Consider the following 23947-nt stretch of genomic DNA (forward strand, 5'->3'; position numbering starts at 1 on the left):
CTCTTGACTCTCATTCTCCACCGCCAACACCAAGATTGATATCAAATCCATCAGCACCACTGAGATTGGTTCCAATCATCACGGCACCATCTACTTGAGCGTTATGTAAATTAGCATCGCTTAAATTAGCATTAGTAAGATTAGCATTATTGAAGGTAGTACCACTGGCTAAGACATCTGTTAAATTAGCAGCCTCCAAATTAGCACCTTCTAAATCAGCACCTTCTAAATTAGCGCCTTTTAAATTAGCACCTTTTAAATTAGCATTTCTCAAATCAGCACCAATTAAGTGAGCGCCGCTGAGATTTACACCTCTTAAATCACATCCAGAACATACTCTAGTTTCTAGTAAGCGCTTTACTTGCGCTTGGTTTTCAGCAGCTTGAGTGGGAATAGAAACAGCTAAAGATAGCGTACTGAGTAAAGCGGCTGCTGTCAAAAATATCGGTTTCATATTTATTCTCTCCCAAACTTTTAGAAGTTATTGACTAAGTAGGTTGACAAAAATCCAAGCAATGATTCACTAGCCGATAGTCAAACACTATTCAAATAGGGACTTTGGGTTGCAAATTCTTGACTTTGGATATTTATATTTATTTGCACCGATCTAATTTACTTCTACAATTCCATTGTCGCAAATTTCAGAATCCTGTCCTCATACAATCGGGGGAATTCACGAATTAAGTTAGTTCTAAGTACTCCTAACTGAGTTATAACAAGGGAATTCGATACTTTGTATAACAGAAATTTTTTGGTTAGAAAGCGAAAGTTGCTATTAAAACTTAAAAGTTAAAGATTAAATATCTATCTCAGTAAAAATTAAATATCTACCTTGAGATTTTTTTTGTAAAACCAAAAGTTATAAATTTTGGAGTAAAAAGCATATAGATAGGATGTATGGCAGAGATAAATACCTCTGCACGAAGCCAAAATAGCCCATCATTCTAAGTTAAAGCTGTTCGCAGTCGTTGTTCCAGTGAAATTATATCTACGCTAAGATTTTGCAAAACTTTAATTGCTACTCCCTGTTCTATAGCTCCCGCTCCTTCGCCGAGGATACCTAATAATAGATGCTCTGTACCAATTTCGTTATGTCCTAACTGCTGAGACTCTTCTACCGATAGTTCTAAGACCCGCTTGGCTCTTGATGTGAAGGGAATATCCACAGGCGTTAATCCTTTACCTCTACCGATAATTTTTTGCACTTCAATCTGAGCGGTTTCTAAGTTCACACCTACAGAGCCGAGAAATTGTGATGCAATACTATTACCTTCAGCTAACAGTCCCAGCAACAGTTGTTCTGTTCCAAGATATTTATGTCCTAGACGACGAGATTCTCCTTGAGCCAAAGTGATGACTGTAATGGCTTTTTGAGTGAATTTTTCATAACCTCTCAGATAAAATCTTTGAGGCATAAATCCCAATAGTCTATCTAAGATGGACTCAAAAAATCTTTCAAACATAAAGCCTTCCCCCGTATAAGTATTATTGATCGGATCAAGGGAGCGATCGCCTTTAGTTCTTCCTGTGTATAAAAAAGCCAGCAAATCTTCCATAGTCTCCGCATTCGCTGAGTACCACAAAAATTGCTTCTCTTTTCGGCTATTAACTAACCCCTCAATCCGTAGCTTTTCTAAATGGTGCGATAAGGTTGAGTTCGGAATCTTTAGCTTTTCCTGAATCTCCCCTACAATCATTCCCTCTGGATAAGCTGCAAACAGCAACCGCATAATTTCCAGCCGTGGCTCCGACCCTAGTGCAGCAAAGATATCTGCATAACGAGCCGTATCTTCATGATTTACTGCCATATTTCTAGAATAATCGAAATAAATATTTTGTCAATAAGAGAATGACAAACGGGCTTCTACTCAAGGTTACTCCTCGGACAAGCTGGCGTTTAACTCATCAATATCGACTGGCTTGACCAAATGCACATCGAAGCCAGCCTCACGGGAACGCTTGCGGTCTTCTTGCTGGCCGTACCCGCTGACCGCCAAAAGTCTGATCTCACTCAACCCTGGCAACTGTCGGATGCGGCGAGCGAGTTCATAGCCATCCATCGCGGGGAGTCCAATATCGAGGACTGCGATATCTGGGAGAAAAGACCGCGCAGCTTCAAGACCTTCCGGCCCGTCGTGGGCAACTCGGATTATATGACCATAAAAACTAAGTAAGGTCGCCAGCATCTCGGCTCCATCCACATTGTCATCAACGATTAATATACGGCGTTGATTGTGTTGGGTTGGATTACAGATTGTTTCAAGCTTTTCCTCGTTATGCAAAGCTTCAGCCGCTAAGGGCAGCCAGACCGTGAATTCGCTGCCACAGCCTCTGCCCGCACTTGCTGCCGATACTCGCCCTCCATGTAGCGCCACAAGATTTTTCACGATCGCCAGCCCCAGGCCGAGACCTCCCTGTGATCTATCAAAAGATTGCTGCTCCTGGTAAAACACATCGAATACTCTGGGCAGGAGATCGGGGGGAATACCCTTGCCAGTATCGCTCACGCGCAGCAATACTTCGTCTTTGACGGACGCGGCTGCGATCGCAATGTCCCCACCTGGCTCGGTATACTTGGCGGCATTATTAAGCAAGTTGGCAATGACTTGCGCCAATCGTCTAGGATCTGCTTCAACAATTAGACCCGTGCTAGCAACCTGGATATTGAGCTTGTGGTGCTGTTGTTCAAGCAAGGGGCTGCATTGCTCGACCGCTGCCGCAATTGCCTGGGCTAATTCAAAGCGTTCCTTCTTGAGCGTGAGTTTGCCCTGCGCTAGGCGCGATACATCAAGTAGATCGTCAACCAGACCGACAAGGTGGCGCACTTGCCGCTCAATAACTGTACGTTCCTTGTCCACCTCCAAGATACCCCGCCGTCGCATCAGGTTTAAGGCGGTCACTATCGGTGCAAGTGGATTTCTCAGTTCGTGTCCGAGCATCGCCAGGAATTCGTCTTTAGCTCGGTTTGCCAACTCAGCCTCACGCTTTGCATTGACGATTTCTGTGACCTCAAAGGCAATCACAACGATGCCGTCTATCTTTCCTTGCTCATCCGCAAGCGGCTGATAAACTACCTCGAAAGAACACTCCTGAAGCGTCGGTGGCTGTCCGCGATACAACATCATCTGCGGTCTGCCGACGTATGGTATACCCGTTGTGTATGCTTGCTCTAGCAGTTCATAGATGCCCTGACCAGCAAGTTCAGGTAAAGCTACGCGGAGTGGCTTACCCATAACGGGTCTATGATCGACCAATTCTAAATAACGGTCATTAGCAAACTCATAGACGAGCTCGAGTCCTCGCAATACGGTAATACCAACGGGTGCATTTTCAAAAATTCGCGCTAGCTGATCCGCATTAGCTTGCAACTGTTTCTGGGTGAGGACTGTTTGGGTAGTCTCAATAAACGTGACTAAAACTCCGGCGACGTTACCGACATCATCTGGAACAGGACTATAAGAAAAATTGAAGTAGCAATCCTCTCGATAGCCAAAGCGCTCAATAGTAAGCTTGAAATTATCAAACCCAAATGACTTGCCTTGCCACACTTCTGCCCACATAGGGCCTATCGTGTTCCAAATTTCTATCCAGGTTTCCTGGGCACTAATCCCCATAGCTGCCGGGTGCTTATTACCTAGAATCGGACGATAAGCATCGTTATAAAACTGTGTGAATTCTTTCCCCCAAGCAATGTACATGGGCAGCCGACATTCAAGCAGGATGCGGATGGCAGTCTTTAAACTCCCAGGCCAACTCTCAACAGGGCCAACAGGAGTTTTACCCCAGTCGATAGTACGCATGAGCGCACCCATTTCTCCACCGCTGGAAAAGGTACTATGCGCGGACAGCCAATTCGTTTCGTTTCCACCTGAATTCGGTTGAATAGGCATACAGTCAACGGATACTTGAAATAGCCCTTATAGTCTTGGAGGTTTCGCACCACTAAGTCGCTCAATATATGAAGTCTAACTAATTGTTGCAATGTGAATATGGTAGATGACCTCTGGCGACTGTAACTAAGGTAATTTTTTGTAGAATTCCTTAAACTTTGCCACTACCAATCAAATACAGCAATGCCATGCGTACAGCTACACCACTAGTAACTTGGGCTTGAATGAGGCTAAATTCTGGGTCATCCATCAAATCAGAGCTAATTTCGACACCACGGTTGACTGGGCCTGGATGCAAAACTTTGACGTTAGGCTTGCAAAGTTGCAGTTTAGCGCGTGTAATGCCAAATAATTGATGATATTCTCGTAAACTGGGCAGCAAATGAGCAGTCATGCGTTCCTTTTGCAGGCGCAAAGTCATCACAAAATCTGCATCACGCAATGCAGGTTCAAGCTGCCAATGTAAAAATAACTGACGCTTGGGGATTGAGGGCTGAAATTCTCCTGCTGTCTCTTCAGAGAAATACTCGGCAAATAATTTGGGTAAGAGAGTTGGTGGCGCTGCTAAATGCACTTCTGCACCACTTGCAGTTAAACTCCAAATATTCGATCGCGCTACACGAGAATGCAGAATATCCCCAACAATCGCAATCTTTTTACCTTTTAATAATTCTATGCGGGGGCGAGTTGGGTCAATGAGAGTACAGATGGTAAATAAGTCTAGCAGTGCTTGGGAAGGATGCTCATGTTGACCATCGCCAGCATTCAGAACACACACCCTTACACCCAGACGATCCATTTCCTGAGCGATCGCATTCGGTACTCCTGCTTCCCGATGGCGAATCACCATAATATCAGTTCCCATCGCTAAATAAGTCTTTGCCGTATCGAGAATTGTTTCTCCCTTCGTCATAGAAGAAGTTGCTGCGGCAAAGTTCAGCGTATCCGCACTTAGGCGTTTAGCAGCGAGTTCAAAACTGCTACGAGTGCGGGTAGACGATTCAAAAAATAAATTCGCCACCACCTGTCCCTGCAAGGTTGGTACTTTCTTTGTCCGCCGTGATAGTACTTCTTGAAAACTGGCAGCAGTTTGCAAAACAGCATCGTATTCAACAGCAGAAAAGTCTGCGAGGGAGAGAATGTGATGGCGATTCCAGGTAGCAGTAGGCATAAATAGCTATCAATGTTTTACGTAGAGACACGACTGAGTAATCTCTAGGCCTTTTAATTTACATATGCAGAGCTAATGATACCAGCTGCCTTCTATCAAAATAGCTGACTTAAAAAAGTGCTGAGTTCTGAGTCCTGAGTTTTGAGTAAAAAATACTAGTTTTTAGATTAACTTCAGGAAGAAACTTAAGTTGGTAAATGCAAGACTTTCAAAGCCAGAGAAATTAGAGATAGGAACGTTAAAAACCCAATCGTATCTAACATTGTCGTTACTAACGGCCCACTAACTAAGGCGGGATCTAGCTTCAACCGCTTCAAACCCATTGGCAGTAAAGTGCCAAGCGTAACAGCCACAATTGTATTGGTTGCCATTACAAGCCCTGCAACTAAAGCTACCCAGCGTTCTTGAGGTTGCGCCCAAATCAACGAAAGCATAATCATGGTAATGGATAAAGCTAACGCTGTGCCTAACCCTGCAAAAAGTTCTTTACGGAGTATTTTGAGAGTGTCTTTAGGTGTAACTTCACCAACACCCAAACCCCGGATTGTTACCGTTAATGCTTGAATCCCGACAGTACCACCAGTATTAGAGAAAATCGGCATGATCACAGCTAAAACTGGCACTGCGGCAATTACAGATTGGAAAGGAGCGATCGCGCTGGCTGCGCCAATATACAATGCCATAATTCCTAATAGCCAAGGCAAGCGTTTGCGAATAGTGATTTGCGGAGAAGATAAAGCTGCTTCATCGCCACTGACACCCGCTAATTTTTGAATATCTTCTGTTGCTTCTTCCTCCAAAATATCCATTACATCATCAATTGTGATGATGCCAACCAATCGGTCTTCCCGGTCAACCACAGGGATAGCGATTAAGTCATAGCGCTTCATAATTTGAGCAACTTCTTCTTGGGAAGTTTCAGTTCTGACTTTAATGACGCGATCGCTGGCAATATCTCTAATTAAGACATCGGGAAAGGTAAACAACAATTGGCGCAGTGAAACCACTCTCACCAAAGTGCGGTTATCATCTGTGACGTATGCATAGTAAATTGTCTCTTTATCTTCGTCCTGACGGCGGATTTTGCTCAAGGCTTCGCCTACAGTTAATCCTTCTCGCAACCGCACATATTCTGTTGTCATTACACGTCCAGCTGTGCCTTCGGGATAACCAAGAATTGTTGCTGTTGCTTGCCTTTGTTCTGGACTCAATTCCTGCAATAGCCTTTTGATTACCCCAGCAGGTAATTCGTCAAATAATACTGCTCGTTCATCAGGACTCATTGCTTCTACAAGTTGCACTACTTGCACATCATGCAGAGAGTTGATCAATTCTTCCTGTACATCAGTAGGTAGATATTCAAAAACATCAATTGCTTGAGGTTTGTTGAGCAGCCGAAATGCGATCGCGCGCTGATTTTTGGGTAATTCTGTTATGTACTCGCCAACATCAACGGGTTGTAAATTATTCAAATCCCATTTGAGTTGGTTTAAGTCAGCAACCTCACCAAGTGAATTGCGAACATCTTGCATGAGCATAATACCTCCCTCCTATGGTCTCCCCCGCGCTGGGAGACTGCCTCACCAGCTTAGAGGAGGTTAATACTGCCATCTTGTGGACTATGGTCCATAAAATTCAACAACTCAATATCGATATCCAATTAGGCATCGCTAAGTTATAATCCTAACCCGGAATGGTTTTATGCGGTAGATGCAGAGTACAGTGTGCTGCAACTATCACCTTCCACACAAGTAACTAAGTCATTCCCCTGATGTTTCGTTTAATAAGAGTAGATTCTACTACTGCCACCATCTGTGTCAAGCTAATAATAGAATTTCCTAGTAAACTTTACACAGTTAAAATATTTACAACTAAAGTAGTAGAATTTATCTTTTAACGCAACACAAGTTTGTGTAATCTCACCTAAAATTAATAACCTAATTCTGCATTACTAGTAGTTTCAGTCCCACTAATTCCATAAAAGACCAGCTTCAGCTTCATGAGATGGTTATTAAGCTGTTAGATTAATTGAATTTAGACTCGGATTATCTGTTGGGTGAGTTTATAGCAACTTCTCAATACACCTTGATTGAGTATGCTATTAACAAATTTAAGGCGATTTTTAATATTTTATCCTGACAAAATATTAAGTAGTATTTTACTAGCCCTTTGAGCAAAACAACTTTTTAATCTTAGAGACAACAAGCAACAAGTTTCTCTATACTTATGCTTTAGGGGGCAAAATCAGAAAAAGCTTAAAATTGACCTCCACTGAGATGAAGTTAGTTTTCCTGGCGTTTTGATCAAATTAGCAAAGTAAATATGAATACCTAGCTAAATTATCATAATTAGCAAATATATTGCTTACGTAACAAGATAGCAATTCTTTACGTTTATTAAAACTAATCTCCTACTTTATAGCTAATTGAAACAGAAATATTACGACTATTCACAACTAGTTATGACGTAATCTCAGCAATAAAGCAGATGTCAGACCGGGTTAAATCTTTAAGTTATGCTTCAAAACTAGGAAATATTGAAAAATCATATTTTAGGTTTGTTGGCAATATTTTATTCAAAAAAAACAATCTGAGCGCATATTTACATAAGCCCTAAAGGTAAAGTTGCGTCAAAAATATGTCATTGCTTGAGAGGATGTCTGAAAACTTTTTGATGTTGTATTTGAAACTTATAGATCCCCCTAAATCCTCCTTGTAAAGGGGGACTTTGATATATTTCCCCCCTTGTAAAGGGGGGCTAGGGGGGATCAAACGAAATATTTAATACTTCTCAGACATCCTCTGATGACAGCTTACGAAGATCGCTATATTAGTTGAACGAAATCTGAAATGATTCCACCAGTCTTATCTAAAATTAAGGCTATTCAAACAGGATAAATGCAGATTTATAATCTAAGTTTTTATAGCTTAAAAAATTTAATTGGCTTGGGAGCATGGGAGGTAAATTTTTGCTTATTCCCATGCCCATACTCAACCTTACTATTGATTTTGAATTTTAACTAATACATCGCTTGAGCGAACCATCAGCGTATAGCTCTAATGGTACCAGTTCAATTTTGCCATTCACTTTAATTTGAGAGTAAACCACTTTCACTAAAGGAGCATTATTTTGGTTATAACGCAGAGACATAATTAATCCCTCCCTTCATTAGTTAGTTGTGTTAAGAGGTTTCAATACCTTTAATTTACTCAATTTTTTATTGAGTATCATTGCGTCTTTTGAGTGATCAATGATCATACTTTAGAACTATTTAAAAAAATTAAAGATATCTATAAGTAGACCTATGTAAAAATAAAGATTTGAACAAGTTTTAAATTTAACCTATGGTTCACTAGCAATCCTCTAACCAGAGGACGACGAACAAGAGATAATAAGAAACCTACACTGCCCTAAGCTGTAATATCCTCGCCGATTACAGAACAAGTTCTGGCTTGGCTGACATCTTTCAGTTCACAGCTAAAGGGTCGAGTTCCGCAAGTTGCTGAAATAAAATCATGAAAACGGCCACTGAATTGCACCCTCGCCTGGAGAACTACTACCAGCAAATTAAGACAATCATCCTTACGCGTCAGAATCCAATTACTGGTTTGCTACCTGCGAGTACAGCTATAACCGCCCACGGCGATTATACAGATGCTTGGGTGCGAGACAACGTTTATAGCATTTTGGCAGTTTGGGGTTTAGCACTTGCATACCGCAAGATTGATGAAGATAAGGGACACACTTATGAACTAGAACACAGTGTGATCAAGCTGATGCGCGGTTTGCTGTTTGCAATGATGCGACAAGCAGCTAAAGTAGAGCGATTTAAAGATACTCAGTCACCATTAGATGGTTTACACGCTAAATACAATACTGCTACTGGTGATATTGTAGTAGGCGATGATGAATGGGGACATTTGCAACTTGATGCCACATCCATATTTTTACTGATGTTGGCGCAAATGACCGCTTCAGGATTACAAATAATTTATACAATTGATGAGGTGAATTTCGTCCAAAATTTGGTTTACTACATTGGGCGAGCTTATCGTACACCAGATTACGGCATTTGGGAACGCGGTAACAAAATTAATCGTGGTAATGCCGAGTTAAATGCTAGTTCTGTAGGCATGGCAAAAGCCGCCTTAGAAGCTATCAATGGGCTGGATTTGTTTGGTGTGCGTGGGAGTCAAACATCAGTTATTCATGTTTTGCCAGATGAAATCGCCCGTGCCCGAATTACTTTAGAATCCTTATTGCCAAGAGAATCTGGGTCAAAAGAAATTGATGCCGCCCTGTTGAGTATTATTAGTTATCCTGCCTTTGCAGTAGAAGATTTACAGTTACGCGATCGCACTCTTAACGATATTATTAACAAACTCCAAGGTAAATACGGCTGTAAGCGTTTCCTCAGAGATGGACATCAAACTGTTTTAGAAGATACCCAACGTTTACATTACGAACCTTGGGAACTGAAGCAGTTTGAGCATATTGAGTGCGAATGGCCTTTATTTTTTACTTATTTAGTTCTAGATGGGTTATTTTGTGGCGATCAAGAAAAAGTTAAAAACTACCAAGAACGTTTAGAACCATTACTTGTAGAACGTGATGGTTTGCGTCTATTACCAGAACTTTATTACGTTGCAGAAGAAAACATAGAGGCAGAAAAGTTAGCACCCCAGAGTCAGCCACGTTTACCTAATGAAAATGTTCCTTTAGTATGGGCCCAAAGTTTATATTTTCTTGGGCAAATGTTAAGTGAAGGACTGCTAGCAGTTGGCGATATTGACCCATTGGGAAGACACCTGTGTGTAGGAAAAAACCGAGAAGCAATAGTACAAATTGCCTTGCTAGCAGAAGATGAAGATTTACAACAGAAACTAGAAGTTCACGGTATTGAAACGCAAACACCAAAACAACTAGAACCAATTCAGGTGAGAAAAGCCGGGGAACTTTCAGCTATTTACACTCAAATTGGACGCAACGATAAACTCGGTTTAACCGGACGGCCCGTGCGACGGTTGCGGAGTTTAACAACATCCCGAATCTTTCGGATTCGTGACCAGACAATTGTATTTTTACCTTCATTTTTAGATTCTCAGCAATTTTATTTAACCCTTGATTATCATTTCTTGTTAGATCAAATTAGGAGCGAACTCGCCTACATTCAAAAATATTGGAGCGATTTGGGTCGTCCTACCCTAACTTTAATGTTAACGCATACCATGTTAGAAATCGGTTCGGAAGCATTATTAGAATTAATGCAAGAACTTAAAGATGGTATTTGTAATGGTGTACGAGTAAAATTAGGGCGATTAAATCAACTGATGCTAACAGCTGGTATCCAAAGAATTGATTTTCTTCAGGATGAAGAATTTTCGCAACCAGCAGTTAAAAATGCGGCGCTACATTGCTATTACTTGGCATATCATCCTGCGAAAAATTGGCCCTTAGAACATACCCAAGAATTTCAAATGGAGTGCGAAACGAACTTGGGGTTGTTGCTGTCTTATTTACGTGCATCAGAGAATATTTACGAGCAAATCGAGTTATTGCAGACTTTAACTCGCTTGCAGGGACTAGAGTTTGATACGGGTTTTGGCGGCCCAAGATATCCTGTAACAGTAGACTATCTGCTCAATGAAGTATATGCCAAAGCTGGAGATTTAGGTCTTTGGGCCATTGTGCGGCGTGCGGCTGGGTTGCGTCAGATGGTTGATATCGGCTTATCGGATGTAGTTACAAGTATTTTGGTACGGGGTAAGCAAATTTCTGTAGGTAAAGCTTATAGTGAAGCATCTTTGATTGCAGTACCGATGTCTCACAATGAAATTGCTGAGAAGATTAATCATTTCTGTCGTGAGGATATACGCGATCGCGTCTTGACTCAAGAGATTTTAATCTATCTTGGTATCCTCATCAAAACAGAACCCCAACTGTTTCAAGGACTGCTAACGCTGAAAGTTGGCTATCTCATCTTGTTAATTACCAGCAAATTAGCAACGGAATTACGTGTAACTCAAGATGAAGCCTACGAATATTTAATGCAACTTTCACCCTTTGAAGTGAAAACACGCTTGCAAAAAGTATTAACCGAATATGCTGGGATGAGTAACTTATTGCGTCAGCAAGAATCACTGCACGTCAAACAAAAAGAAAGTGATATTGATTGGGTATTAGCACCACCAATTGAAGCCGAAATCGAAGTACCAGTAGGCGGATGGCGACGTTACCGACAAGCTGAGGGAGCAACAGGACGCGTACCCAAAGACTTTTTTCAACAAGTTTGGCGATTGCTGAAACATTGCAAGGGTCTAGTGATTGGCGATAAGCTAGAGCGTCGCAATCGTTTAGATAGTGAATTGATGTTGTCAGAAATGACAGCAGGAGAAAGGAATTTTGCCTTGCTAGTCGAGCATCTGTTAAATAAAATTGAGGCTCCAGAATATCGTCAAGTTAATATTGAAGCTTTGATTGAACTAGGTGCGATCGCCACTAACAACCCTAACCTGCAAATTGAAGAATATATTGTATTGGATGTATTAATTGGTCATGCTGTCAGACTAGCATGGTTAGATGCACATCCAGAGAGAGGCGATCGCTATGATGAAGATAAAGCCAGTGCGTGGCGATCGTTTTACAATAGATCACCTAGAGATTGCGCTAGTTATATCCTCAAAGCCGTTCGATTCCTAACAGAATTTGTGAAATAGTAAATTTTCAAAAGGTCATAATTATCAAAGAAATTGACATCAAAAATTGAGAATTTTCTCAAGAAATCTTCAGTAATATAAAAACTCTGCCCTTAAAAACCCCGTACTCTTCCGTAAAAAAAGAGACCAGAGTAAGGGGTGAACAGAGTTTAAAGAAACTATGGGTAATTAACCTAAAGATAGTACAATATCAAAATTGCTTGCGCTTAATGACAGCCCACTACTTAATTGTGCGAATTGCACCTTGGTAAATCCACCAGCGCTGCCATCTTGATCAAAGTACAGTGCGCCTGTACGACTGCTGTAAATAAATCGCTGATCGCTCGTCGTTGCAGCTGTACCAATGGTAAATTGACTAGTCAACAGTGAACCTATTGATAACCCACCGCCGAAACCGGTAGATGATACTTGAATGCGGTCATCAGCCGGGTTGAAGTCCCCAATAGTATCAACGCCTTCATTGTAACTATCAAAGGCAAAGATATCATTGCCACTTTCACCAGTCAGACTATCATTACCACTTCCACCAATTAAGATATCATTGCCACTCCCACCTGTCAGACTATCAATGCCACTATCTCCAAGTAGGGAATCATTACCACTTCCACCAATCACGATATCATTGCCCCCAGCGCCAAAGAGGTAATCATCATCATTGCCACCATCAAGGGTATCATTGCTAGAACTTCCAGTGATGAAATCGTTACCATCGCCACCATTGAGGGTCTTATTACCAGAATTAAAGTAAGCAGATAGATAATCATTACCTGCCCCCCCAGAAAGAGTATCATTACCAGCATTATCTGCGTAGAGTCCATCGTCACCATTGCCCCCTACAAGATTGTCATCGTAGGGTGTACCAAAAATACTTAATTCTTCGATATTGCTGTAACTAACCTGATTTGTACCAGACACGATCAAGCCTTCATTAGTGATTGGATTAAAGGTCGAGGTGATTCCCTCGGTAGCATAGTTGCTGTAATTGACAGCCAAATAATCCTTACCTGTCCCTCCATCTACTGTCTGAGTTACCAAGTCAGAGGGGGCATTAGATGGGGTGCTGATATAGTAGTAGTCATCTCCATTCCCGCCATTAAGAGTGTTAGCACCCGTAACTCGATAGGCTAATATCCTATCGATACCATCGCCTCCATTCACAACGTTATTGCCAGACGAGTCGGAAATAACATAATAATCAATACCATCATCAGGACTGCCGCCACCGTTGAGGGTGTTATTGCCAGACGAGCCGGAAATATAAAAGCTATCACCTTCAGCTCCCCCTATGAGGATGTTGTTGCCAACGCTATGGGAAGCAGAAAGGCTATTAACTCCAGAGCCACCCTCTAAGAGGTTGTTCCCAAGCGAGAAGTCAACATTTAGGGAATCATTGCCTTCCTCACCATATAAACTGTTATTTCCTTCAGAGTCGGACAGGTAGTCATCATCCTCGCCACCATAAAGTTTGTCGTTTCCTGCACCTCCATTGAGAGTATCTGACCCCAGAAGACCTTTGAGGGTGTCGTGACCATCTCCGCCGCGGAGTTCGTTACCGATACTATTGCCTGTAATGATATTACTCAGCTTATTTCCATAGCCTTTAACTGCCGTTGTCCCGATTAGGATCAGGTTCTCAAAATGATTACCCAACGTCCAATCAACAGAGGATTTAACAGTATCAATGCCACCTGAGCAATTATCCTCGCTGGCTACATCCTTAGTGCTATCAACAATATAAGTATCATTGCCTTTACCACCCTTGAGTGTGTCGTTACCAGTACCGCCATCTAGGGTGTCGTTACCCGCGTTACCGTAGAGTGCATCATTGCCTGCGTTACCGTAGAGTACATCCTTGCTTGTTAAGCCATTAAGGGTATCGTTACCTTCAGTACCATTGAAAATTGCCATAACTTGTACCTGCTTTAATAAACCTTTTCGGAAATTTTTGAATGTCAACCTACGGGTATTGCTTTTAAGCACAAAAACTTGGCCGAAAGTTGGCGCTTTCGGCATATTGTCACCTTTGAGCAACGCTAGTTTTTCACTGCGATTCAATCTGTTGGTAAGCTTGCAAGTAGCGCTCAACTAATTCACTTACCACTATCGAAAATAAATAATATGAGTAATTATATAATCCAACTTTTTGAATTTTATAAACGTGTATATACGTAAATATAATTATTTACGTATCAATTTACTTGCTTATGTGCTTAGTCTAACTTAAGCTTTTAAGTACGTATATTTACACGACCGTAGTCAATCGTATTGGAGAAATTTATATTTTTTATATTAGTATCGCCTTTAACAATAATGTAGACCTTGAGAAAACTTCTGACCTTAGCAAATACAAACTTTGTGTATATAAGTACTAAAAAATTTTGGCGCAATGTTGGATATGCAGGTAATAATTATTACATTTATTGTAATATTGCTGAGGTAGATTGAATATAGAAACGATTTTTATATTTAATAATTGTTAATTTTTACTAAAAAATACAGTAGCGATCGCTGATTTATAAATAGATAAAAATTTAGATTATTCAGTAATTTTTAGAGCTAAATATTTAATTTCCTAGAACGGAAAATAGAAATTTACAGTAAAGAGAAAAATACTGAAATTAAACGCAGCTAATTTTGACACTTGACAAAAAATATCCCCTACTTCGGAACTGCGGCGATCGCCAGCAAGCAAAAGTAGGGGGTTTGTTAAATTTTATTCGGTTTAAAAAATTACTTGACAGAGACAGCATCAACTTCGATTGTCTTGTTGGTAGAAGTAGAATCCTCTGAGGTATTGGATGCTTTGGTGTCTGCAACACCCTTACGAGCTTTCCAACCTTCAATCACCAGCCCAGACACCTCACTAACTAGTAAGGACAAAAGTAAAACATCATCAATTTGTCCCACAATGGGTATAAAGTCTGGGGCAATATCAATTGGACTAAGCAAATAAACTAGCGTTCCTAAAATTACCCACCAACGGTACTTTGGGTTCCGAAGCGAATTGCGATACCAAGTATAAAGTGATTGGATTGAGAAATTCATGTTTTAATCCTCCAGTTATCTTTAATTTTGACAAATTATCCTTTAAACTTCCGGTGGGAATAACCGCCCAAGTTAGTCTGGAAGATGCTACTCATAATCTATCGCTAAATATCTAATCTGTGTTTTGCACTTGAGTATGGTAATTGTGCATTAATCTTTAAAATAAAAATGCTTTAGAAAAGTTGTTCTAGATGCGGAGGGAGGAGACTTAAACAGTGGATATTTTAGATTTGTTTCAAAAGGGCGGGCCAGCAATGTGGCCTTTGCTGGCTCTGTCGATCTTATCTTTTAGTGTGATTTTTGAACGTCTGTGGTTCTGGCTGCGAATTTTAACTCAAGAAAAGCAAATAGTTGATCGCGTTTTAGATGCTGCTATTGATAATTGGCAAGAAGCTGCGGTAATTGCCAAACGAGCAACTAATCAGCCTATTGGACGGTTTCTCTATGCCCCGTTACGCCTGCAAAAAAACGATGCGGAAACCTTTCGATTAGCGTTGGAGGCAACAGCAGAAGACGAGTTGGCTGGAATGCGGCGAGGCGAAAAACTTTTGGAATCTGTAATTGCTCTTGCGCCACTATTAGGATTGTTGGGTACGGTTTTAGGTTTGATCCAGTCTCTGCGATCAATTCGCATCGGTGACTTGGGAACCGAATCTACAGCTGGGGTGACTACTGGTATTGGGGAATCCTTAATTAGTACTGCAACTGGATTAATAGTTGCGATCGTTAGTTTGGTATTCTACCGCTTGTTTCAAAGTTTTGTAGTCAACCAAGTCAAAGTTTTTCGCAAGGCAGGAAATGATTTAGAACTACTCTATCGCCAGTCGCCACCTGACTTTAGCAATACATCGATAATTGTGCGCGAATCAGTGAGGGAAAATTTTACTCCTCCACGTAAGCGAGGCATAAATAAGTTTTCTGGTTCACCTGAACTTCCAGATGAGCCTGATTCTTTGGAGCCTGAGCAATAGTTAAGAATTCAATCCCTGAACCAGGCATACATAAATCAAGAGTACGATAATGAAAGTTAATTTGCATACTCCAGTTGAAGAAGTCCAAATTCAACTCATTCCCTTAATAGATGTCGTTTTTTGTATCCTGACATTTTTTCTATTGGCAGCTTTGCAATTTACTCGGCAACAAGCAATTAATATTGATTTGCCCAAAGCCAGTACAGGCACAGCACCTACGTCTTCATTACAGGCTAATAGTAATATATTGCCTGTTACTATTGATGCTGTTGGTCAGACCTATGTTGAAAAACAGATCGTTAGACGAGATCAGTTGGCAGCAATTTTAAAAAGGTATATCCAAGAAAATCCTAATGGCATTTTAGTACTGAATGCATCGCGGACTGCAACTTACAACGATGTCATCGAAACATTAGACTTACTACGGCAAGTAGGAGGCGATCGCGTATCTTTAGGAATTATACCAGGCCCATCTCAAATACCCATTAACTCAAACCTGCCTGGTATACCAACTTTCCCCATTAATCCTGGTGCTAATCCTGTACCGAACACCGCACCATTGCCTGGTATCAATCCTCAAGATAATCTCAATCCAAATTTGCCTTTAAACCCTAATCCAGTTCTCCCTACAGCACCTGCTCCTGCTCAACCTCCAACAGAGCAAGGTCTTTATCCTGCCAATCCTGAGACTTCTCCTGTTGTTCCCAACGCAACAGCGCCTAAAAAACCTGTAGCGCCAGGAAAAGCTAATCCTGCTCCCAAAAGGTAATACAAAATTGCTTTTTAATGGAAGTAATTAAAGCACAGGGATTTGAAGAGGTGGGGTGAGATGAAGAAACTTTCACCCCATCAATCCGGTGAAGCCTTTAAAAATTAACGCAACTCTGTATGAGAAGGCATGGGACTACCTTCTGCCTTCTTGTACTAGACAATCCGGTAGACATAAACATAAAACCCTTCAATCAGCAGTCGATAGTCTAAGCCGATAGTATAAGCATTATCAACTATTGACTATTGACTACTTTTGACTATTCATTGGAACTGGGTGGTGCAACTGAAGTAGTTGATTGTTGTTTGCGCTGTTCGCGTTTTTTGCGATCGGCGGAGAGCATATCTGCCATAACTACTAGTGCTTGTGCTATTTTGTCCAGGTTAGATCGGTATAAATCCAAATCCTTGCTGAGTTTTTCATCAGATAGGTGCAGGCCTTTAGCAATAGTTTTCAGAGCTTCGTTGCGTTGCTTTTCGTCTTTGACTAATTCTGGATCTGACTGTTCCAATAAAGAAAATAAACCAATTGCAAACAAGCGGCTGTATTTAAAGTTAGGATTATTGGCGATCGCTTGCAGTTGTGTTTGCAAATCAGCATCCCGATCTAATTGACTGGTTTGACTGAGCCATGCAATTAAATCATTGACTGGCAAACTTTTAGCTAACGCTTGCAATCGTTCTGCATCCTGCCTGTAGCGTCGCGCTTCTTGCTCTACAGCTTGGCATAGAGCGCTAAAAATCGATTCTTTATCGCGTTCTGGTTGGTAGCCTTGCATAAAGCGGTCAAAAGTCGTGACGACGCCCAAGGCATAAATTGGATTGTAGCTAAAATCAACATTTACTGATAGCAGATGCATTTCCACCATCAACTCCTCCACTACCCGACGATAAATCGTATTTATCGGACGGGTGTGAGCAGCGTAGAAAGTTCGCTTTGTATCAGAGACAGTACGGACGTTATTCACAAAGAAAATGTTAAGGGCGACGTATCTTTATTCTCGCGCTTAAAGGCTACTTTGCCAAGTTCAGGTTTCAAGTTGTAGATAGGTGATTTACAATATTTTTGCATTTGTAAAAATTAGGAAGGCTATTTTCCTCAAGCATTAGCCCAAAATCGCTGTTTCATGAGGTACATCACAATTTATGAGCTTCTCCCCACAATTAATCGCTCTAGGTGAGTACCTGGCTGGTGAATTCGACAATCAAGAACAAGCTATGGCTGATCCTGTTTGGTATGTTCACCTGCGTTTATGGCAAAGGCCAGTGAATCTGTTTTCCGAAGACAGTATTACTCTGTTTGCGGAACAAGCAAATATCATCAATCTCAATAATCCTTACCGCCAGCGAATTATGCGGTTACAGACAGGCTTAGATTTTGATGCACACCTGCAAGTGCAATACTATATGCCTAAAGATCCCAGTGCTTTAAAAGGGGCAGGCCGCGATCCAGCTTTACTGAATAACCTAACACCCGATCAATTAGATTTACTCCCTGGCTGCTTTCTCACCGTCACTCAGCAAACATTAATTTCTAACAGCTATAAGTTTGTCGCTACCCCATTACCAAATACTAGTTGCCGATTCACTTATCTAGGCAATAGCATACAAGTTTCTTTGGGCTTTGAAGCTACTACGGCTGAATTTCATAGTTATGACAAAGGAATTGATTCAGCCACTGGAAAAGCCACTTGGGGAGCGATTTTAGGCCCTTATCGCTACACCAAGCGAGAACAATATTGAGTGCTGAGTATGGCTAAGAAAATGAAGACGTTTCAAATCCTCTTTTTCTGTTGTTTGCCGGCACTCAGGACTCCTAACTTATGACTCAACATTTTTGATTACTAGCTAGCAATGCTACGAGGCACACCCTCTAAAGCTTCCTCCTCAGTTTCAAATATTTCAAAGACTGTATCCATCATTGTGACTTCAAACACAAGCTTTGCTTCTGTATGTACATTACAGATGCGGAAACTGCCTTTGAGTTTATCAGCGTCGCGCATCCCAGCAACCAAAGAAGTCAGACCAGAACTATCAATAAAATTTACTTGACCAAGATTTACCACTACATGACGACTGAGTTTGGAAACACATTCTTGTAACTTCAGGCGAAATTGCCAAGCGGTGGTGATGTCCAGGCGTCCTGTAGGTGCCAAGATAATAACGGTATTATTATCCTGAGTTGTATAGGTTTTTTGCTCTATCTGAATCACTAAGCCTCCCTATGGCGCTCCTCTCAAGATTAACTGCTACTGTATTTAGGCTGTTAGTGGTGAGCCAAAAGACTTGCTTTTCTAGGGATACTAATCCCATCGCTAGGGTGATATCCACTGAGTTAGTAAATTAATTGACTCACCACTAACAGAATGATCCAGTGCTGATAATTGAGATTAACAAGCTACAGCTAAAAATGTCACCTTTTTTTGCTAAGTGGTTACTTTTAGTAATTTAACTCACCAAAATAGTGCTTAGTGCTTAGGTATAAATGTTGAATAAAGAAAACGAAAAAATCATGCATGGGAATGCCAAGCACCCAAGACAAAAATTTCGTGTTTTCTTCTTCCAGATTGAGTTTTAGGAGTTTACTCAACACTTACACACATTACTCTGCATTATTACTCAGTTTCCAGTTGATCCAATCTTGAGGCTTGAGGAAAGTTTCATATAAATCGGCTTCAGGAGTATTTGGTGCTGGCTGATACCCATACTCCCAACGCACCAAGGGTGGTAAGGACATGAGAATTGATTCTGTGCGTCCGTTGGTTTGCAGCCCAAAAATTGTCCCTCGGTCGTAAACCAAGTTAAATTCTACATACCTTCCCCGACGGTAGAGTTGGAAATCCCGTTGGCGATCGCCATATTCTGTATCTTTACGCCGTTCTACTATTGGCAAGTAGGCTGGCAAAAAGGCATGACCACAGTCGTTCACCAAAGCGAACAACTCTTCCCAAGTCCGTTGTGGTAGGTTTCCAACTTGGTTACTATAACTAGCTGCTTCCCCATTTGGGTCGGGGCCACGATATAAACTACCTTGCCCATCTTGATAATCTAAAAACAGGCCACCAACTCCTCTGGTTTCGCCACGATGCTTGAGGTAGAAATATTCATCACACCAACGCTTAAAGACTGGATAATATTCTGGATGGTGTTGGTCACAAGCTTCTTTTAGTGTTTGATGAAAATGAATTGCATCTTCGGCAAAGGGGTAATAAGGTGTTAAATCAGCACCACCACCAAACCACCACACTGGTCCAGCCTCAAAATAACGGTAATTCAAGTGTACGGTTGGAACGTAGGGATTCCGAGGATGTAATACTAATGAAGTACCTGTAGCATAAAATTTATGTCCTGCTGCTTCCGGGCGTTGGGCCAAAATTGAAGGTGGTAAATGGGAACCCCAAACTTCAGAAAAATTTACACCCGCTTGTTCAAATATTTTGCCATCGCGCAGAACACGCGATCGCCCTCCGCCCCCTTCTGGGCGTTCCCAACTATCTTCGTGAAACTTAGCGACACCATCCAGATCCGCTAAGGCTTGGGTAATTTCGTCTTGTAAATTTTGCATAAACTGACTGACTCTCACCTTAGCGTCAGTTGGTGGTAGAAACTTCGATGATTCTACTGCTAGAGTTGGGGTTTGCGAGTTGATCAACATAGATTCCCGAACCTAAATTACAATTTCCCAAAAGCCAGAAATTTTTGATTAAAAAATTTCTGAGCAACACGAGCCAACAATTAGGCTCAACTTGCCCAAAGTTGCTTTTTTCTTAACTTGTCAAGCATTTATATAATTGATGGGCATGACTAGAGTTATTTTCCCTCAAATGCGTATAGGCTTGTATATTGACTAAGTTTTTTTTTGAATTTCTTGATAAAAAGATTTTGGTGCCAACACCAGACTCTGGCAAATTAGTTACAAGCACTCTCAGTGTTGAGGTATCAGGGTCATGAATGGACTACTCAATAATTTGGTGTTGTATTGATGATGGTGTTCCACGAGCCGGAGGGATAAACTTCCAATCGTACTAGCATCTGCGCCGAATCGGGATTACTATATTTAGGGCAATTTTGAGAAGTTTTATTCAGACGCTAACCACAGTTGCCCATTATGCCAGAGTTACCAGCAAGTGTGTAGCTAGGAGGATTAGGCAAATGCAAGGTTGGTTATCCAAATTTATCCAACGCAAACGTCGTCGATTTTGCGCTTCTCTGGTACGGACGTATCGGGAAATTAGTTCGGCTTCTGTAGATGAACTTTGGCAACAGGTAGTTGACTTCACAGATGTTTCCTGGCATCCACTACTTAAGAGTACTAATGTCCCTTACGGATTAGTGCCTAAACCTGGATTGATTTTCCAGGCTGTAACACGCTTTTCGCCAATCCCCATCCGGATTTTTGTGGAGCGCGTCAATCCCAGAGAAATGATCAGTATCCGAGTGTTGGCAATTCCTGGCATTGAAGAACGAGTAACCTACCGAGTTGAATCAACAGTTTGTGGCACTTGTTTATCATATTCTGTGACACTACGCGGTTGGTTATCACCTCTAATATGGTCTTTGTCTCGTCCTTATGCCGATCGCGTGGCTCGTTCCTTAGTCGAGGCGGTAGAAAAAGCAGGATTGCAAGCTGTATCAAGGAAGAAAAAATCTCTCAACGACAGTTGTTTTGATTTTTAGGCAATAGATGATAGGCGATCGGCAATTAGGTAATAGTTTTTTCTATTACTTAATACAAACTTAATGGTTAATTAGCATTTAGCAAAAGTTAAGATTCTATGTAGGTAATCATGAAAATTTTTAAAATTTTATTACGGCCGCAACGGTAAAAACACTATGTACGATATAATCGACTCCCGCTCTATCCTAGAAGTGTTGCGACCAGTGCAAGACCCAGAACTCCAGAAAAGCCTGGTAGAACTGAATATGATCCGCAACGTCAAAATTGACGGTGGTAAGGTTAGTTTCACTTTAGTGTTGACCACACCCGCCTGTCCTCTGCGTGAGTTTATCGTCGAAGACTGTCAAAAGGCTGTCAAAAAGCTCCCTGGTGTTACTGATGTCAGCGTAGAGGTGACAGCAGAAACACCCCAGCAAAAAAGTTTGCCCGATCGCACTGGTGTAATTGGGGTGAAAAATATTATTGCTGTTTCCAGTGGCAAAGGTGGCGTCGGTAAAAGTACGGTAGCAGTTAATATAGCAGTTGCTCTAGCACAAACAGGAGCAAAAGTTGGTTTACTAGATGCCGATATTTATGGCCCCAACGATCCCACCATGCTGGGGCTGGCTGACGCTCAGATTAATGTCCGCTCTGGCGAAAAAGGTGAAATATTAGAACCTGCTTTTAATCACGGCGTGAAATTAGTCTCAATGGGCTTTTTGATTGACCGAGATCAGCCAGTGATTTGGCGTGGCCCAATGCTCAACGGTGTGATTCGACAGTTCCTCTATCAAGTGCAGTGGGGAGACTTGGATTATTTAATTGTAGATATGCCACCAGGGACGGGAGATGCTCAATTAACCTTAACTCAAGCAGTACCGATGGCAGGAGCAGTAATCGTGACTACACCGCAAACCGTAGCATTACTAGACTCTCGTAAGGGATTGCGGATGTTCCAGCAAATGAACGTACCAGTCTTGGGAATAGTAGAAAATATGAGCTATTTTATTCCACCAGATATGCCAGATAAGCAGTATGACATCTTTGGTTCTGGTGGTGGCGAGAAAACAGCAGCGGAGTTGGGAGTGCCATTATTAGGGCGAGTGCCTCTAGAAATTTCCACAAGAGTAGGTGGTGATAGCGGTGTGCCCATAGTTGTTGCCGAGCCAGATTCAGCTTCTGCCATAGCATTAACTGCGATCGCTCTCAATATTGCTGGTAAAGTATCAGTTGCTGCCTTGACATAAGTAATTTTCTTGTTCGTCTGGTTCCTAGGTCATCGCCTGGGAATACAGATTTATAGTAGTCAGTGAATTGAAATTTCACAGTTCAAGTCTAAACTCACACAATGTTATTAAAACGTTCGCTCCCCAAAATCCGCTGGAAGTCTTGGGTTAAACCTTGGCAGCAAGTAGACTGGTTACTGTTTTTTTTGGCTTTTGGTGTCAGTATCTTTGGCGGCGTCATGATTTTAAGCACGGAGCTGAAGCAGCCACTAACTGACTGGTGGTGGCATTGGCTCGTAGCTAGTATTGGTGCATTGATCACATTAATTTTAGCTCGCTGCCGTTACGAAAACCTGATTCAGTGGCACTGGGTCACATATGCTCTAACAAACTTCAGCCTAATCGCTGTGATGATAGCTGGTACGAGTGCCAAAGGAGCGCAGAGGTGGATTAATATTGCAGGCTTTAACGTACAACCTTCGGAATTTGCCAAAGTAGGCATGATTATCACTCTAGCAGCTTTATTACACAAGCGCACAGCTTCCACCCTGGATAGTTTTTTCAAAGCTTTGGCAATCACTGCCATTCCTTGGATTTTGGTATTTTTGCAACCAGATTTAGCAACATCAATGGTATTTGGTGCTATTTTCGTTGGGATGCTTTACTGGGCAAATGCTAACCCAGGCTGGTTGATACTACTGATTTCTCCTATAATTGCCGCTATTCTTTTTAGTATATCTTGGCCCTTATCCGAGCCGATAGTTTTATTTAAAGAAATAACTTTTGGGCCTTTAGGATTATTGTGGGCAGTCGCCATGGGTGTTGTTGGTTGGCAGACTCTCCCCTGGCGCAGATTTGGTCTTGGTGCTATAGGTGCATGGGCACTGAATATGCTGGGTGGTGAATTAGGAGTATTCGCCTGGAATCATGTGCTGAAACCGTATCAAAAAGACCGATTGAGTGTATTTATGAACCCTGAGCATGACCCCCTTGGCGCAGGATATCACCTCATTCAATCTCGCATTGCGATCGGTGCTGGCGAAATTTGGGGATGGGGTCTGTTCAAAGGGCCCATGACTCAACTGAATTTTGTGCCCGAACAGCACACAGACTTTATTTTCTCGGCAGTAGGTGAAGAATTCGGTTTTGTTGGTTGTTTGGTAGTGTTGTTTGCCTTCTGCTTAATTTGTTTCCGCCTCTTGCACGTAGCTCAAACCGCCAAAGACAATTTTGGTTCGTTGTTGGCTATTGGTGTTTTGTCTATGATTGTGTTCCAGCTAATTGTTAATGTGGGTATGACCGTTGGTTTAGCACCTGTGGCAGGAATTCCTTTACCTTGGATGAGTTACGGACGTTCTGCGATGCTGACAAACTTCATTTCTTTGGGAATAGTAGAATCGGTAGCAAATTTTCGACAGCGGCAGAAGTATTATTCATAAGTCAACAGTCAAATCTACTCTGGGCTTTGAAATAGCTCAAATCATGAGACACCCGACTACATCT

Annotated in this window: 17 protein-coding genes and 2 pseudogenes; 7 read left to right on the plus strand and 12 right to left on the minus strand. The window is 41.6% G+C overall.

Features of this window, described 5'->3' with window-relative positions; genetic code table 11:
- Positions 1-10: 10 nt before the first annotated feature.
- The 7 genes and pseudogenes from AC5JL8_RS25865 to AC5JL8_RS25895 form a co-directional block, all read right to left on the minus strand.
- Positions 11-454, minus strand: coding sequence for a pentapeptide repeat-containing protein (locus AC5JL8_RS25865; protein ID WP_495882541.1), 444 nt, complete (start codon positions 452-454; stop codon positions 11-13).
- A 529-nt stretch (positions 455-983) separates the two neighbouring features.
- A pseudogene (locus AC5JL8_RS25870) lies at positions 984-1415 on the minus strand (Clp protease N-terminal domain-containing protein); the annotation flags it as partial.
- A gap of 138 nt (positions 1416-1553) precedes the next feature.
- A pseudogene (locus tag AC5JL8_RS25875) lies at positions 1554-1808 on the minus strand (ArsR/SmtB family transcription factor); the annotation flags it as partial.
- 66 nt (positions 1809-1874) lie between these two features.
- Positions 1875-3890 carry an ATP-binding protein gene (locus AC5JL8_RS25880; RefSeq protein WP_495882542.1) on the minus strand — a complete coding sequence of 672 codons (2016 nt, stop codon included), beginning with the start codon at positions 3888-3890 and terminating at the stop codon, positions 1875-1877.
- 151 nt (positions 3891-4041) lie between these two features.
- Positions 4042-5061, minus strand: coding sequence for an aspartate carbamoyltransferase catalytic subunit (locus AC5JL8_RS25885; protein ID WP_495882543.1), 1020 nt, complete (start codon positions 5059-5061; stop codon positions 4042-4044).
- A gap of 185 nt (positions 5062-5246) precedes the next feature.
- Positions 5247-6599: a magnesium transporter gene (gene mgtE / locus AC5JL8_RS25890; protein WP_495882544.1), complete on the minus strand. Its 1353-nt coding sequence runs from the start codon at positions 6597-6599 to the stop codon at positions 5247-5249.
- A gap of 1477 nt (positions 6600-8076) precedes the next feature.
- On the minus strand, positions 8077-8211 hold the full coding sequence (locus tag AC5JL8_RS25895) for a hypothetical protein (protein ID WP_495882545.1): 135 nt from the start codon (positions 8209-8211) through the stop codon (positions 8077-8079).
- A 365-nt stretch (positions 8212-8576) separates the two neighbouring features.
- Between AC5JL8_RS25895 and AC5JL8_RS25900 the strand changes: the two genes are divergently transcribed.
- On the plus strand, positions 8577-11777 hold the full coding sequence (locus tag AC5JL8_RS25900) for a phosphorylase b kinase regulatory subunit alpha/beta (RefSeq protein ID WP_495882546.1): 3201 nt from the start codon (positions 8577-8579) through the stop codon (positions 11775-11777).
- A 168-nt stretch (positions 11778-11945) separates the two neighbouring features.
- On the opposite strand, the gene AC5JL8_RS25905 is transcribed toward AC5JL8_RS25900, so the two are convergent.
- Positions 11946-13685: a calcium-binding protein gene (locus tag AC5JL8_RS25905; RefSeq protein ID WP_495882547.1), complete on the minus strand. Its 1740-nt coding sequence runs from the start codon at positions 13683-13685 to the stop codon at positions 11946-11948.
- 822 nt (positions 13686-14507) lie between these two features.
- Positions 14508-14822 carry a YkvA family protein gene (locus tag AC5JL8_RS25910; protein ID WP_495882548.1) on the minus strand — a complete coding sequence of 105 codons (315 nt, stop codon included), beginning with the start codon at positions 14820-14822 and terminating at the stop codon, positions 14508-14510.
- Positions 14823-15037: 215 nt separating this feature from the next.
- Between AC5JL8_RS25910 and AC5JL8_RS25915 the strand changes: the two genes are divergently transcribed.
- Both AC5JL8_RS25915 and AC5JL8_RS25920 read left to right on the plus strand, forming a co-directional pair.
- A complete protein-coding gene (locus tag AC5JL8_RS25915) occupies positions 15038-15793 on the plus strand; it encodes a MotA/TolQ/ExbB proton channel family protein (protein ID WP_495882549.1) in 756 nt (251 codons plus the stop codon).
- 49 nt (positions 15794-15842) lie between these two features.
- Complete coding sequence (locus AC5JL8_RS25920; RefSeq protein ID WP_495882550.1) at positions 15843-16562, plus strand: ExbD/TolR family protein; 720 nt, start codon at positions 15843-15845, stop codon at positions 16560-16562.
- 259 nt (positions 16563-16821) lie between these two features.
- Here AC5JL8_RS25920 and psb29 read toward each other — a convergent pair whose 3' ends face one another.
- Entirely contained in the window at positions 16822-17529 is a 708-nt protein-coding gene (gene psb29 / locus AC5JL8_RS25925) for a photosystem II biogenesis protein Psp29 (RefSeq protein ID WP_495882551.1), read from the minus strand.
- Positions 17530-17707: 178 nt separating this feature from the next.
- Here psb29 and AC5JL8_RS25930 point away from each other — a divergent pair, with 178 nt between their 5' ends.
- Entirely contained in the window at positions 17708-18304 is a 597-nt protein-coding gene (locus AC5JL8_RS25930) for a chromophore lyase CpcT/CpeT (RefSeq protein WP_495882552.1), read from the plus strand.
- Between the two features lie 101 nt (positions 18305-18405).
- Here AC5JL8_RS25930 and AC5JL8_RS25935 read toward each other — a convergent pair whose 3' ends face one another.
- Entirely contained in the window at positions 18406-18774 is a 369-nt protein-coding gene (locus AC5JL8_RS25935; protein ID WP_495882553.1) for an STAS domain-containing protein, read from the minus strand.
- Between the two features lie 389 nt (positions 18775-19163).
- Positions 19164-20216 (minus strand): oxygen-dependent coproporphyrinogen oxidase, encoded by a 1053-nt coding sequence (hemF, locus tag AC5JL8_RS25940; RefSeq protein ID WP_495882554.1) that lies wholly within the window; start codon positions 20214-20216, stop codon positions 19164-19166.
- A 497-nt stretch (positions 20217-20713) separates the two neighbouring features.
- Here hemF and AC5JL8_RS25945 point away from each other — a divergent pair, with 497 nt between their 5' ends.
- The 3 genes from AC5JL8_RS25945 to rodA all read left to right on the plus strand — a co-directional run bounded on the left by AC5JL8_RS25945 (position 20714) and on the right by rodA (position 23883).
- Positions 20714-21238: an SRPBCC family protein gene (locus AC5JL8_RS25945; protein ID WP_495882555.1), complete on the plus strand. Its 525-nt coding sequence runs from the start codon at positions 20714-20716 to the stop codon at positions 21236-21238.
- Between the two features lie 156 nt (positions 21239-21394).
- Complete coding sequence (locus tag AC5JL8_RS25950) at positions 21395-22465, plus strand: Mrp/NBP35 family ATP-binding protein (RefSeq protein ID WP_495882556.1); 1071 nt, start codon at positions 21395-21397, stop codon at positions 22463-22465.
- Positions 22466-22566: 101 nt separating this feature from the next.
- The gene (gene rodA, locus AC5JL8_RS25955; RefSeq protein ID WP_495882557.1) at positions 22567-23883 is read left to right on the plus strand and encodes a rod shape-determining protein RodA; all 1317 of its coding nucleotides are present in this window, start codon (positions 22567-22569) and stop codon (positions 23881-23883) included.
- Positions 23884-23947 lie beyond the last annotated feature (64 nt).

It is taken from the genome of Mojavia sp. (assembly GCF_059505145.1).

Coding starts and splice junctions, on each gene's coding strand:
- AC5JL8_RS25865 (WP_495882541.1), bottom strand. CDS start 454: ATGAAACCGATATTTTTGACAGCAGCCGCTTTACTCAGTACGCTATCT.
- AC5JL8_RS25880 (WP_495882542.1), bottom strand. CDS start 3,890: ATGCCTATTCAACCGAATTCAGGTGGAAACGAAACGAATTGGCTGTCC.
- AC5JL8_RS25885 (WP_495882543.1), bottom strand. CDS start 5,061: ATGCCTACTGCTACCTGGAATCGCCATCACATTCTCTCCCTCGCAGAC.
- mgtE (WP_495882544.1), bottom strand. CDS start 6,599: ATGCTCATGCAAGATGTTCGCAATTCACTTGGTGAGGTTGCTGACTTA.
- AC5JL8_RS25895 (WP_495882545.1), bottom strand. CDS start 8,211: ATGTCTCTGCGTTATAACCAAAATAATGCTCCTTTAGTGAAAGTGGTT.
- AC5JL8_RS25900 (WP_495882546.1), top strand. CDS start 8,577: ATGAAAACGGCCACTGAATTGCACCCTCGCCTGGAGAACTACTACCAG.
- AC5JL8_RS25905 (WP_495882547.1), bottom strand. CDS start 13,685: ATGGCAATTTTCAATGGTACTGAAGGTAACGATACCCTTAATGGCTTA.
- AC5JL8_RS25910 (WP_495882548.1), bottom strand. CDS start 14,822: ATGAATTTCTCAATCCAATCACTTTATACTTGGTATCGCAATTCGCTT.
- AC5JL8_RS25920 (WP_495882550.1), top strand. CDS start 15,843: ATGAAAGTTAATTTGCATACTCCAGTTGAAGAAGTCCAAATTCAACTC.
- AC5JL8_RS25930 (WP_495882552.1), top strand. CDS start 17,708: ATGAGCTTCTCCCCACAATTAATCGCTCTAGGTGAGTACCTGGCTGGT.
- hemF (WP_495882554.1), bottom strand. CDS start 20,216: ATGTTGATCAACTCGCAAACCCCAACTCTAGCAGTAGAATCATCGAAG.
- AC5JL8_RS25945 (WP_495882555.1), top strand. CDS start 20,714: ATGCAAGGTTGGTTATCCAAATTTATCCAACGCAAACGTCGTCGATTT.
- AC5JL8_RS25950 (WP_495882556.1), top strand. CDS start 21,395: ATGTACGATATAATCGACTCCCGCTCTATCCTAGAAGTGTTGCGACCA.
- rodA (WP_495882557.1), top strand. CDS start 22,567: ATGTTATTAAAACGTTCGCTCCCCAAAATCCGCTGGAAGTCTTGGGTT.